Source organism: Brevibacterium iodinum ATCC 49514 (assembly GCF_900169265.1).
In the GTDB taxonomy this organism is placed as follows: Bacteria; Actinomycetota; Actinomycetes; order Actinomycetales; family Brevibacteriaceae; genus Brevibacterium; species Brevibacterium iodinum.
In genome coordinates this window covers 43,236-56,279 of the sequence record NZ_FXYX01000001.1, presented here as the reverse complement: position 1 = coordinate 56,279, position 13,044 = coordinate 43,236, and the positions used below count along the sequence as shown (strand labels likewise).

Below are 13,044 nucleotides of genomic sequence, written 5' to 3'. Positions count from 1 at the left end.
CGATCGCTCATCGCATAGCTTGATGCAACGATGAGGACTTGAGCGGTCGGCGAGGGGAAGCGCGTATGAGCGGCTTCAAAGTTCATACGTGGTGATTGTGATCAGTGCGTATGCATCTTGAACCCGCGGGTGCTCCTTTCCCGGAGGTATTGCAATGCGGCTTCAGAAGGTGATCTGTTCGCATCAGGGCAGTCTGTGAGCCGTGATCTCCTACGCCAGATCCGTGCTTTCAGGGAACAGCCTCGGAGGGGAATCAGCCGGTGAACCCGGAGACCCAGCGCATCTGAAGACTGGTCTCAGCAGAACACCTGGTGGGAGGAGTAGCCTCGGCGACAGCGGGGACGAACCCCCGCCCGAACCGAAGGAAACATGATGACGGGCACGAAGAACACAGTCCTGTTGGCCATGGACTTCCAGAACGGCATCGCCGGTGACGAAGCCTTCGGCTCAACCGGTGTGCTCGAACGCGCCCGTGACGCAGTCGTTGCAGCTCGTGAGCACGGCATTCCCGTCGTGTGGGTGCGGGTGGCACTGCGTGAGGGGCATCCGGAGTTGGCGGCAACCGCCTCGTTCGCGCAGATCGCCGCCCATGGAGATGTGGATGAGACACACGCGTCGACGAGTATCCACGAAACCCTCGGGCGGCATTCGGGAGAGCCGATTGTGACGAAGCGGCGCATCAGCGCCTTCACCGGCAGCGACCTCGAGGTGCTGCTGCGCGGTTATGGGGCGCGTTCGCTCGTGCTGGCCGGAGTCGCGACGAGCGGAGTCGTGCTCTCGACGGTGCGTCAGGCCGCTGACCTCGACTTCGAACTCACGGTGCTCTCCGACGCCTGCGCCGACCGCGACCCCGAGGTCCACCGAGTGCTCACGGAGAAGGTCTTTCCCAAGCAGGCGAAAGTGGTCACTGTCGCCGACTGGACCGCCGGCCTCGGCTGAGCCGGTGAGGCTTCAGTAGGGGAGGGTGTCTTCGAGGCCGGTGTGGATCATCGAGCTGAACGTGCGGCCGAGCACCTGCGGGGCCGGATTCTCGATCGCCCGCGAATAGTGGCCGACGAGCTGCGAGCACACACTCTTCCAACTCCGGGCCTGCACCTGTTCGCGCCCCGCGACGCCGAACGCCCGACGCTTCGCCTCATCGCCGAGGAGGTCGTTGACGTGGGCCCGCATCGCGCCCAGGTCCTTCGGCGCGTAGAGCCACCCGGTCCGCGAGGAATCGACGAGGTCGAGGGGGCCGCCTCGGGCAGGGGCGATGACGGGAACCTCGGAGGCCATCGCCTCCTGGATCGTCTGGCAGAAGGTCTCGAGTTCTCCCGGGGCGACCATGAGGTCGAAGCTCGCCACCGCCTGGGCCAGAGCATCCCCGCCGAGGAACCCGGTGAAATGAGCGTTCGGCATCAGCCGCTGCAGCCGTGCCCGCCACGGACCGTCACCGACGATGACGACCTTCGCTCCCGGCAGATCGGTCAGTCCGGCGAGATCCTCGACCTGCTTCTCCGCAGCCAAACGACCGACGAAGCCGATGATCTTCTCCCCGTTCGGGGCCACGCTTCGCCGCCATGGCTCGGACCTGTGGCCGGGGTCGAAGCGGGAGGAATCGACCCCACGGGCCCACAGAGCCACCTCGGCGACTCCGAGCCCTTCCAACTGATCGATCGTGTACGACGATGGGGCCAGCGTGAGGGAGGAATGCTGGTGGATGTTGCGGACGTGGTTCCACAGCATGGCTTCGATGCCGTGCATGCCGTACCGGGCGGCGTAGGCGGGAACCTCGGTCTGGTAGATCGCGACGGTCGGAAGGTTGAGCGCCTGGGCGGCGAGCACCCCGCGCCAACCGAGGACGAAGGGGCTGGCCAAGTGGACGACGTCCGGGGCGAAACGCTGCAGCAGCCGCCGGATGCGGGTGACCCCACCGGGTGCGACGCGGATGCGGCGATACTTCGGCAAGGCGATCGAGGGGACTCGGACGATGCGAGCGCCGGCGACCTCCTTCGGACCGTCTCTGCGAGTGCCCGGTGCGATGACGAGGACCTCGTCGCCGCGGTCGGCCAGATGGTCGAGGACCCGCAGGAGTGAGTGGGTGACCCCATTCATATTGGGGAGGAAGGATTCTGCAATGATCGCTACTCTCACATGCCCCAGCTAATGCCTGAAGGGTGACTGCTGTGTGACCCGAAGGCGACAGGTCGGCGACATCTGGCCGAAATCGCTCGGGTCGCGGCCGCTGCCACTCGCCCTCGACGTCCGGACGGTGTCCTGTTCGCGACGAGTCTGAACCCCGCGTAAACTGAGGTGTCGAAAACGTGTGCGCTGCTGAGCGAGCGAGGGGAGTGGGCGTGGTCTGGTTCATCGTCGGCGGCTGTGTGCTCGCCGCCCTCGTCATCGTCCTCGTCATCCTTACCGTGCTGCGGTTCAACCAGCTGTCCATGGCGCGCTCCGTCTGCGATGAAGCCAAACGTCAGCTCATCGGTGAGATCCGTGCCCGGCACGCACTCGTGCCGTCCTATATCGGCACTCTGGGCCAGAGCCCGGGCCAGGATCTGTCCCGTCTCGAACTCGCGCTCGCCTCAGCCGAACGCGCCTCCTTCGATCATCGCGGTGCTGCCGCCGAAAACGCACTCACCGCAGCCATCGACGATGCCGCTCTCATTCCTACAGCCGTCACGGAACGAGCTCTGACCTCGGACTTTGCCCGTTCCCAGCAGGCGGCGGTGAATGAGGAGATCGACACGACGATCCAGCTCCTGCACGGTCAGCTGCAAGTGCTGACAGAGCGGATCATCGCGGGTGCGCGCTTCTACAATACGAATGTCGAGCGCTATCACCGGCAGCGGAACCGCCCGATCTCCCGCCTCTTCAAGAAGGTCTTCAAGTCCCGCGTCCCCTTCACCGAGGCGGTTCACGACGACGGGGGACCCGCCGTGGAGGGCCCCGCCTCGGCGAGGATGACCCCGTGACCCGGTTCCGCATCGACCTGGGCTACCGGGGCACGGATTTCCACGGCTGGGCCAAGCAGCCGGGGCTGCGCACGGTCCAGGCCGCCGTCGAATCCGGGCTCCAGCGGATCACCGGCACCGAGGTGGCCACCGTCGTCGCCGGCCGCACCGACGCCGGAGTCCATGCCCGTCGCCAAGTCGTCCACATCGATATCAGCGATGCGGCGATCGCGAAGCTGGTGGGCCAGTCGAATCGATCCGCCGAGGTGGCCCTGCTGTCGCGTCTGCGCGGAGTCCTCGCGGCCGGTGAGTTCTTCGATATCGTCATCCATTCCGTGACCGAGGTACCCGAGGATTTCGATGCCCGGTTCTCCGCGCTGTGGCGGTCGTACCAGTACCGGTTGGCCGATCATCGTTCGTTCATCGATCCGCTGCTGACCCAGGTGACTCCACGTCACAAGGGTGAGCTCGATGTCGACGCTATGGCCGAGGCGGCCCGCGAAGTCCAGGGACTCCATGACTTCCTGCCGTTCTGCAAACCGCGCGAAGGGGCGACGACGATCCGTACCCTCCACGAACTGCGCGTCGAGCGGGATCAGGATGCTGTCATCACCATCGACCTGTGTGCCGATGCCTTCTGCCATCACATGGTCCGCGCGTTGGTCGGCGGGCTGATCAAGGTCGGGTCCGGAAATTGGGCGGTGACCCGCCCGGCCGAGCTCATCGCCGAGGCGGACGCCGGACTGACCCCAGATGTGCCCATGTTCGTCACGCCCGCCGAAGGGCTCGTCCTCATCGCCGTCGGATACCCGGCACCAGAGGAGTATGCGGCTCGGAACGCTCAGACGATGGCTCGCCGCGATCAAGAATAGGTCGGCGGTTCGGGGAGTGGGGCGGCCGGCGCTGGCAGCCGTGCCGAGTGCCGCATCGGCAGAGTCATCAAGCCGTCTTTATGCGACAAATGTTGCGATCATGTGAGAATTCCTCTTTCCAGGTGTGAGAATCCTGTGTAGATTCACACTTAAGTAACTTTCAGTTCGCATTGGCACTGCAGGATGGAATCCGTCTTCGTCCCCACCAGCACGGTTGATGTGCGCCTCACTGAACGATCGAAGGAACCGAATCTATGTCGAAACTTGTGACCAAAGTGCTGGCCACGGGCGCCGCGGTGTCGATGCTGACACTGCCCGGCTTCTCGTCCGTCATCGCGGCACCCTCTCTGGGCAACGGAAACTCCGCAGAAGACAGCGCTGCTGCGCCGAGCGAAGCAGCTCCCGGTGGCGCTGAAGAATCAACGAACGACTCGACCACCGGTGGCGAGTCCGCGGCTTCAGAGGGCTCCGGCAGCGAACAGGACGCCGGCAGCGATGCGCAGTCAGCGCCCGAGGGCACCAAGGTCCAGCTGCTCAATATCACCGACTTCCATGGACGCATCTCCGAAGCCGGCACTGAGGTCGCTTCCGTGGTCGAGGACGAACGGGCGAAGTTCGGCACCGGTGGTGACAACAGGGGCACCGCGCTGCTGTCGACCGGTGACAACATCGGCGCATCGACCTACACCTCCTCGTCGCAGAACGACACGCCTACCTTGGATGTCCTCAATGCCATGGGCGTCGAGGCTTCAGCGGTCGGCAACCACGAATTCGACAAAGGCCTCGACGATCTCACCGGGCGTGTGAGCGATGAATCCGATTTCCCGTACTCGGGTGCCAATGTTTACGACAAGGGAACCGAGAACGTCGTCGACGGCATCGACGAATACTCGATCGTGGACGTGTCGGGGGTCAAGATCGCCGTCATCGGTGTCGTCACCAAGGACACCGCCTCGTTGGTTTCACCCGACGGCATCGCCGACATCGATTTCGGTGATCCGACGGACGCTGTCAACCGCGTCGCCGAGGATCTCGAGAACCTGCCGGAAGACGAACGACCGGATATGACGGTCGTCGAGGCCCACCTCGGCGCATCATCGGATAAGAGCCTCGAGGATGCGAAGGCGTCCAATGCCGAGTTCAACAAGCTCGTCACCGAGGCCGATGCCTCGGTCGACGCCATGTTCACCGGCCACACTCACATTCCGTACGCCTTCGAGGCACCGGTGCCCGGGGAACCCGACCGCACCCGCCCCGTCATCGAGGCCGGCAGCTACGGCGAATACGTCGGCCAAGTGACCATGCGCGTCGACGGCAACAGCGAGTGGCAGGCGAGCGGCATCAACCTCATCGAAACCGCGGACAAGAGCTATGACTCCGAGGTCGTCGACAAGGTCGCCGGAATCGTCAGCGACGCAGAAGCCAATGCCAAGGAGCTCGGCTCCGAGGTCACCGGCACGATCAGCGAGGACATCACCCGAGCGAAGAAGGACGGCGCGGAGGACCGCGGTGCCGAGTCCACGCTCGGCAACCTCGTTGCCGATGCGCTCAAGGAAGGCGTTGAGGAGACCCAGCTCGAGGAAGCCGACTTCGGCATCACGAACCCGGGCGGGCTGCGCACCGACCTGCTCTGCGACGACATCTACAACACTGAAGAAAAGTGCGAAGTCACCGTCGCCGAGCTCAACAGCGTGCTTCCCTTCGCTAATGACCACGGCGTGGTGACGATGAAGGGTGAGGACGTCATCGGCCTCTTCGAGGAGCAGTGGCAGCCCGACGGCGCGTCCCGGCCGTTCCTCCACCTGGGCATCTCCGATGACCTCGACGTCGTCTACGACTCGAACGCCGACAAGGGAGAGCGCGTGAAGTCCGTCAAGGTCGATGGCGAGGACATCGACCCGAGCAAGGACTACCGGGTCGCGACGCTGAGCTTCCTCGCCGCCGGCGGCGACAACTTCTCCTCCTTCGCCAAGGGCGACTTCGAACAATCGGGACTCACCGACTTCGAGACCTGGGAGAACTACTTCAACAAGCACCAGGCCGAGGGCAAGGACGTCACCCCGGACAAGAATGAGCGTCAGGCCGATGCGGCCAAGGACGTCATCAACAACGGTGATCTCAAGGCCGAACTGACCGGGCCGAAGACCATCAAGCCGGGTGAGAGCGCCGAGTTCGCCCTCAAGACGAACGCGAAATCCGAGGTCGCAGGTCCGATCGAGGTCACCGTCGATCTGCCGGATGGCTATACCGCCGAGGTGGCCCCGCAGTCCGGAGCTCAGTCGGCTTCCGCGAAGGCCGCCAAGGGCAAGGCCCCTGAAGTGAGCGCCGAGGCGGCCGCGAAGACGATCACCCTCGATTCGATCCCGGCAGGGGAGTCCGAGATCCCGGTGACCGTGACCGCGCCGAAGGATGCGTCGGGTGACGTGACCGTCAAGGTCAGCGTCCAGGCGAATGCCGATGGTCCGTGGTGGGATGACAACCCGTTGCCGCTGGCTCATGAGTTCGAGGCGACCGCTGCTGTCGGTGACGACGCGGACGCTGGTGCCGGCGATGACGGTTCTGCCGATGGTGGAAGCGCCGACGGTGGTGCCGCGGATGGCGGCGACAGCGCAGCTGGTGGTGCAGCTGACGGAGGCGACAGTGCTGCCAGCGGAAACGCGGACGGTGGCAATGCCGGCGGTGCGAATTCCTCGGCAGACGGCGGTTCGGCTGATGGCTCCGGGGCTGACGCGAACGGTTCGAAGGACGGCGGCGACCTGCCGCGCACCGGCCTCGAGACCTTCAACATCGTTGCAGCGGCCCTCGCGCTCATCGTGGCCGGCGGTGCCGCAGTGACGGTGGCTCGCCGCCGCAAGCTCAGCCTCGAGAGCTGAGTCAGACTGGCATCAGACCGGCGGGCCGGAGAGTTCTTCTCTCCGGCCCGCCGTCGTATACAGGCACATTTCTCGGGGAGCCATCCCGCGCCCGTAGCGTCATCCTCACCCGGTGGCCGCAATGTGCACCGATGCAAAGGGGCGTCTTGTCCCTGCGGGCGCGGTTTGCGAGGAAGGGTGGGTGGTGACGCTACCGGTGCGTGCTGCCCGCAGTATCGGGAGTGCTGCGTTGCGTCGCTGGGACCGGCGGGCGACCGGCGCGAAAGGTCTCGAGGTGAGTGAGCACCGGGACTAGGAAGAGGATGCCGACGGCCGGCACGACGATGCCCGAGTCGTTGATGAGAGTGCCGACTCCCAGCAGGATCGCGAGGCTGATCATCGCCGCCCTCAGCAGTGGGATCCGCAGGTAGGTGTCCTGAAGTCCGTGCAGTCGGAAGCGCGCGGGGTCGAGCGCCATCCAGAACACGCCGATGATGACCAGCGGCAGCACCAGAGTCATCCACGACTGGGTGAGGATGTCGATGTTCATCCCGATCTTTCGAGCCAGAACGCTGAGCGCCTGACCGCTGATGATCGAGTCGAAGAACCGCCCGAAATGGGTGCGCTGATCAGCCGGGCGCAGCCAGTCGAGGAACAGCACGGTGAGCATGACGAACCCGGCGATGCCCACCGTCAGCCCCAGCCGTTTGAGCGAGAACCGGATGCTCGCCGCGGACAGCACGAGGTAGGCGACTCCGATGATGAGGGTCGGTACGGACCCGAACTTCGTGCCCAGACCTGGTGCTGCGAGGATGACGCAGGAGGTGAGCACGGGAACAGTGACGATGAGGACCCGATGCAGCGGCTTGGTCACCAGAGACGCGAACCCTGCGACCGCCAAAAGCAGCGCACAGCAGTACAGCGCCAGCGCCGAGTTCCCGATCCCGTAGAACCGGGAGGCGATGAGCAGAGGCTCACCCAACAGCGTTGACATCTGCAGCTGGGATCCGGTGACGACGTCGTAGGCGAGCACGGCCACGGTCACGGTGGACACGAAGAGCACCGGCCCGAACTTATGCCGCCGCCAGGGGCCGAGCAGCGCCAGCACCCCGAGCAGCAGCGCCCACCCGGCCAAGGCTCCGAGCATCGCGATGTCCGGATTCGTCGCCCGCTCCCACGGCACGGTATTGACCAGATACGTCGAGATCGGCATCGCCGCGAACACGACACCGAGGCGGTACGCCCCGGAATGGACGAGCTCCCGGTGGTTCTTCCGCATGAACCACGCCAAGGCCAACAGTCCGATCATGAGCGCGGCGACCACGGGGAAGAACCACGTCGACAGATCGTTCTGCGTCTTCACCGCAACCTGCCGGTCGAGCACCGCCTGATAGCGCGAATGCCAATCGGACCCGTGCGCCCCCGAGGTCATCGGTGCACCGGCCGCATTGTCCATCTCCTCGGCACCGGACAGTGCCACGAGCGTCGGTGCCAGGTCGGGCACCTGCACCAGTCCCGGCTGCCGCGTCGACGACGAGGTGAGCAGTCCCGCCTGCCCGCCCGGCGCGACCATCATCGTCGCCTGCATCGACGAACCTTCATGCGCTCCGTCGGCGATCGAGGAGAACACCACGGGAACACGACCCTCGCCGAGGCGGTTCGGCTGATCCGCACTCATCCATCCGGTCGATTCGAGGATGTCCCCGACCTGAGCGTCGAGATTCTTCAGCGAGTAGCCGTCGGCGGTGGTATTGCCGAGGTCGACGAGCGCGAGCTCGCCGTCTGCGGTCGATCTCGCGACGTCCGCGCCCAGGTCGGATCCGACGGGCGACCAGTTCTCGACACGGCCGGTCGGGGTGGCCGCGGCGATGGCGGCACCGTTGCCGAATGCGCGGATATCGGGCACTGCCTCGGCCAGCGCCCCGAGGGAGGCATCGTAGTTGTCACCGCGTGCCACCTGCGCGTACACGTCCCAATCGGCGACCCAGCCGTCGAGCGGAGGCGCCGGTTCGCGGCACTGGTCACGGGGTTCGTCGGCGGCGCGTCGGCCGGATCCGAGCCCCAGCCAGCCGTCGACCGGGCAGCTCGTCGAGCGCACGCTGCGCGGCGTGATCGTCCCGATCTGCCCGCCCTTCATCATCACCCACAGGTGCGGTGTGGTGCGCGGATCGAGGTCCTCGAAGCTGAACCCGGAGACGTTGATCGACACGACCCCGGGATTCGCCGAGGCGGCCCCACCGTCGGCGTCTTCCGTAGCCCGAGCCGTGCCACCGCTCCCGCCCGCTGCCTGAACGTCGGCTCGAGCCGACGCACCCGCGGCCGCATTCGCGCCCGCAGCAGCATCCGTGTTCGAGCCCGCGCCCGGGACCGCCTGCCCGGCTTGGGGCAGGCCGAGGACGAACAGGACGATGGCCAGGATCCCGAGCAGAACCCGAGCGGCGGGGGAGGTCACGGGGGCTCTCATCGGTGAGCCTCCTCGGCGTGCTCAGCACTGAGCGCCAGCAGGAAGGGCAGCAGAACCATGGCTCCGGTCGAGGGCACGGCGACCCCGGAATCGGTGAGCACGAGCCCGACGCCCAGTCCGGTGACGGCGGCGAGGAAACCGAAGTGCAGGTCGGAATCGGTGAAAAGCTGAGGGAGCCGTCCGCGCCATTTGTTGACCAGGCGCCCGGTCCGGCTGCCGGCGTGGACGCGGGGGAAGTGGAGGAGGTAGCGGAGGAAGACGAGGATCGCGACGGCCGCAAGCGGGGTGACGATGGCCAGCGCCGGGTTGACCTGGATGATGTGGAGGTTCGCGCCGAGCTTGCGGCCGACGACCTGCAGGGCCTCACCGGTGACGATCTGGTCGAAGAACGTGCCGAAATGTGAGCGTGCCCCGGCCGGGCGCAGCCAGTCGAGGAAGGCGATGCCGATGAGCACGGCCAGCGAAGACAGACCGATGAGGGCGAGGCGCAGCAGAGTCAGTCGGATCTTCGACAGCATTGCCAGCAGGACCATGAGACCGGCGAGGATGGCGATCGTGCCGCCGAACTTCGCACCCCAGGATGGGTTGCCGGAGACGAACACGGCGGCCACCCCGACGACGACCGGCACGATGATCACGGCTTTTCGGTGGCCGCGCGCCCGCAGCCACGAGACCATCAGCCCAAGGAAGATGAAGAGGCTGACGATGAAGATCGCCGCACCCTGATTGCCGAGTCCGTAGTAACGGCCGCCGACGATCGGGTTGTAGCCGAGCAGCGAGTTCGCCTGCAGATGGGACCCGGTGGCCAGGTCGGCGGCGAGGATGAGCAGGTTCGCCCCGGCCAGGGCGCCGACCCGTCCTCGCCAGGTCCGACCCCATGGCGGGATGAGGGCGAGGACGAAAAGAACGGCGGCGGTGCCGATGACCGAGAGGAACAGACCGAGGCCGGGGTCGGCCATCCTCGACCAGGGGAGGAGCCCGGCGAGGAACGCTCCCATCGGCAGTGACGCGACGCCCAGGGACACCCAGCCGAGGAATCGGTGGACGTGGGACGCTCGGGTGGCACCGCCTCGGCGGCCGAGGATGGAGCGGTTGAGCAGGACCGCGCACGCGATGAAGAGGATGTAGAAGATGACGTCGAGGGTGATGGAGAACGTCGAGAGATTCTGACGGATCGTCGTCGACTTCTGCGCCTCGGCGACGAGATCGTCGATGCGCTGCTGCGGATCATCATCGGTCGGGGTGGAGTCGAAGCCGACGGCGCGCGGGGAATCGACATCGAGGACATCGAGGATGCCCGGCGCCAGATCGGTGATCTGCAACAGCCCCGGGGTGCGTGTCGTCGCCGAGGACAGGGAACCGGGTTCGAAGCCGGGCCCGGACGCGATGAACACGCGCAGCTGCGGCAGACCGGAACTGTCACCGAGGCCGGCGACGATGATCGTCGGATCCGCGGCCCCGTCCTTCGCGTTCTCCCGCACTTCCTGCAGACGCACGCCGAGGCGGCGGTCGGCTTCAGCGACGCGGGTCTCCCGGTCGTAGTTCGGCGGAACGGTATAGGAGTAGTTCGGGATCGGGTCGAACAGCCAGGAGCGGATGCCGATCGCGCCGAGGTCGACGACGCCGAGGCGGCAGTCCGTGGCCAACGCATCCTCCGTGAAGTTCGTCACCACCCCGTCTTCGTCCGCGGCCGCATAGGCTGCGCCGGGACCTTCGGCTGCGACGCAGGGTTCGAGCAGAGAGTCCGCATCGGCCGCGTCGGTGCCGGCGGGCACGGTGCTGCCGGCTTCTGTGACGGCGCGCGCGAGCATGCCGTAGTCGACGGAGTAGCCGGAGCCGATATTGGGCTCCTTGACCGCATCGAAGCCCTCGATCCGAGCCGTCGTCGTGCTGGCCGCGGATTCGTCGCCATGAGCTTCATCACTGTTCGTGGTCTCCTTCGCCGAGGCGGCCCCGTCCTCGGCGTCCACGGAACCGTCCGTGGTGGGGGCGATCATCGTAGGGCAGCGGGCCGAGTCATCGGGGTCGGCATCCTCGGCGATGGGGGAGGGGCCGGCCTGCGCGCGGGCGCCCGCGCCGAAAGACAGCCAGCCGGAGGCGGGGCAGGTGGCGGAGCCGATCGTGCGCACGTTGAGGTTCGCTGCCGCGCCCTCGGAGAGCAGATGAAAGAGGTTCGGAGTGCGCTCGGGGTCGATATCATCGATGGTCAGACCCGGAATGCCGAAGACGACCGTCTGCCCGGCCGGGGGCCTGGTGGTGTCAGTGGACTGCGCGGAGGACGCATTCGCGTTGGCCGAACCGTCGGTCGGTGCCATGCTGTCCGTTGATGCCGAGCCGTCGGTCGATGCCGATGCGGAGGAGGGGCCGAGTCCGAGGCCTACTGTCAGGAGCCCGACCAGGAGACCCAGCATCAGGATTCTCAATGCGGGAAGTCGGAAGGGCAGGCTGGAGTGAGTCGGCACAGATCAATACTATCGGCTCGGGTTTCAGCTGGCCCTGAGACCGCTCTGGGCGTTTGCTCCCCGGGCCTGAGGGCATGTATATTTGATTGTCGTTGTGTGTGCTTGTCGCACTCCCTTACATAGCCTCATGCGTTGCAGGCCCGTAGGTGAGGGGAATGCGTCGATAGGTTCACCCGATTGAAGACAACCAGCGCTTGAGACCCATTGGACTCACGACCCGATGAGGATCCGGCGCTGCACTGAACACAGATACGAAAAGAAGGCTACTTTTGCGTACGTATACAGCTAAGTCCGGTGACGTTGAGCACCAGTGGCACGTCATCGACGCCACTGACCAGGTGCTCGGTCGCCTTGCTTCGCAGGTTGCACGCCTCCTGCGCGGCAAGCACAAGACCACGTTCACCCCGAACACCGACACCGGTGACTTCGTCATCATCATCAACGCCGACAAGGTCGCGCTGACAGGTGCGAAGCTCGAGAAGAAGCGCGCTTACCGCCACTCCGGATACCCCGGCGGCCTCAAGAGCGTGAACTACGCCGAGCTCCTCGCCACCCACCCCGAGCGTGCAGTCGAAAAGGCTGTCGCCGGTATGGTCCCGAAGACTCGTCTCGGACGTGCCCAGATGCAGAAGCTGAAGGTCTATGCAGGTGCCGAGCATCCGCACGCCGCTCAGAATCCGCAGCCGTACGAACTCAGCCAGGTCGCGCAGTAAGCGCCTGAGCCCTAGACATACCGAGGAGAACCGTGGCTGATACCACCAACGCGACAGAAACTGTCGAAGAAGAGATCACCGAATACACTTCCGAGACCCCCGCATCCGCTGGCCTGGGCGAAAGCACCGCTGGTGGACGTGGACAGTCCCTGACCGCTCCCGGCAACGGAGTCGGCCGCCGCAAGCAGGCAATTGCTCGTGTGCGCCTCGTCCCCGGCACCGGTGAGTGGACCATCAACGGGCGTACTCTCGAAGAGTACTTCCCGAACAAGCTGCACCAGCAGCTCGTCAACGAGCCCTTCACCCTGCTGGACCTGGGCGGACGTTTCGACGTCATCGTCCGGATCTCCGGCGGTGGACCCTCCGGCCAGGCCGGCGCCGTCCGCCTGGGCGTGGCTCGTTCGCTCAACCAGATCGACGCGGAGTCCAACCGCGCCGAGCTGAAGAAGGCCGGATACCTCAGCCGCGATGCTCGCGTTCCTGAGCGCAAGAAGGCCGGTCTCAAGAAGGCCCGCAAGGCACCTCAGTTCTCGAAGCGCTGATCTCGCTGGCGAACCGACTGCGGCTGGTCTGCCACTGAGTCGCAGTCATCGACAGTTCAGCATCATGAACATGAGAATGCGGTCCCGAACCAGGTTCGGGACCGCATTCTCATATCCGGACTCGTCTCACACGGCCACTGACGTGGCCGGCGTTGCGCGTGACCGCGGCTGCGGTCGGGTGTGTCGCCTCGGCGCATAGTCCG

Annotated in this window: 9 protein-coding genes; 6 read left to right on the top strand and 3 right to left on the bottom strand. The window is 65.7% G+C overall.

Going from position 1 to position 13,044, the window contains the following annotated elements; translation table 11 throughout:
• The first annotated feature begins 372 nt into the window (after positions 1–372).
• Positions 373–939, top strand: a complete 567-nt coding sequence (locus BI49514_RS00245) for a cysteine hydrolase family protein (protein WP_101543321.1) — start codon at positions 373–375, stop codon at positions 937–939.
• 12 nt (positions 940–951) lie between these two features.
• Here the strand turns inward: BI49514_RS00245 and BI49514_RS00240 are convergent, their stop codons facing one another.
• The gene (locus tag BI49514_RS00240; RefSeq protein WP_101543320.1) at positions 952–2,094 is read right to left on the bottom strand and encodes a glycosyltransferase family 4 protein; all 1,143 of its coding nucleotides are present in this window, start codon (positions 2,092–2,094) and stop codon (positions 952–954) included.
• Positions 2,095–2,336: 242 nt separating this feature from the next.
• Here BI49514_RS00240 and BI49514_RS00235 point away from each other — a divergent pair, with 242 nt between their 5' ends.
• The 3 genes from BI49514_RS00235 (at position 2,337) to BI49514_RS00225 (ending at position 6,681) form a co-directional block, all read left to right on the top strand.
• A complete protein-coding gene (locus BI49514_RS00235; RefSeq protein ID WP_115614084.1) occupies positions 2,337–2,957 on the top strand; it encodes a LemA family protein in 621 nt (206 codons plus the stop codon).
• On the top strand, positions 2,954–3,808 hold the full coding sequence (truA, locus tag BI49514_RS00230) for a tRNA pseudouridine(38-40) synthase TruA (RefSeq protein ID WP_101543317.1): 855 nt from the start codon (positions 2,954–2,956) through the stop codon (positions 3,806–3,808). The genes BI49514_RS00235 and truA overlap by 4 nt, the downstream gene beginning before the upstream one ends.
• Before the next feature lie 254 nt (positions 3,809–4,062).
• Positions 4,063–6,681, top strand: coding sequence for a bifunctional metallophosphatase/5'-nucleotidase (locus BI49514_RS00225; RefSeq protein ID WP_101543316.1), 2,619 nt, complete (start codon positions 4,063–4,065; stop codon positions 6,679–6,681).
• Between the two features lie 190 nt (positions 6,682–6,871).
• Here the strand turns inward: BI49514_RS00225 and BI49514_RS00220 are convergent, their stop codons facing one another.
• Positions 6,872–9,124 (bottom strand): hypothetical protein, encoded by a 2,253-nt coding sequence (locus BI49514_RS00220; RefSeq protein WP_244195175.1) that lies wholly within the window; start codon positions 9,122–9,124, stop codon positions 6,872–6,874.
• Positions 9,121–11,439 carry an alkaline phosphatase family protein gene (locus tag BI49514_RS00215; RefSeq protein WP_145996163.1) on the bottom strand — a complete coding sequence of 773 codons (2,319 nt, stop codon included), beginning with the start codon at positions 11,437–11,439 and terminating at the stop codon, positions 9,121–9,123. Before BI49514_RS00215 ends, BI49514_RS00220 begins: the two co-directional genes overlap by 4 nt.
• Before the next feature lie 416 nt (positions 11,440–11,855).
• On the opposite strand from BI49514_RS00215, the gene rplM reads away from it, so the two are divergent.
• Together rplM and rpsI are read left to right on the top strand one after the other, a co-directional pair.
• A complete protein-coding gene (gene rplM / locus BI49514_RS00200) occupies positions 11,856–12,299 on the top strand; it encodes a 50S ribosomal protein L13 (protein ID WP_101543309.1) in 444 nt (147 codons plus the stop codon).
• 32 nt (positions 12,300–12,331) lie between these two features.
• Entirely contained in the window at positions 12,332–12,841 is a 510-nt protein-coding gene (rpsI, locus tag BI49514_RS00195) for a 30S ribosomal protein S9 (protein WP_025779545.1), read from the top strand.
• Positions 12,842–13,044 lie beyond the last annotated feature (203 nt).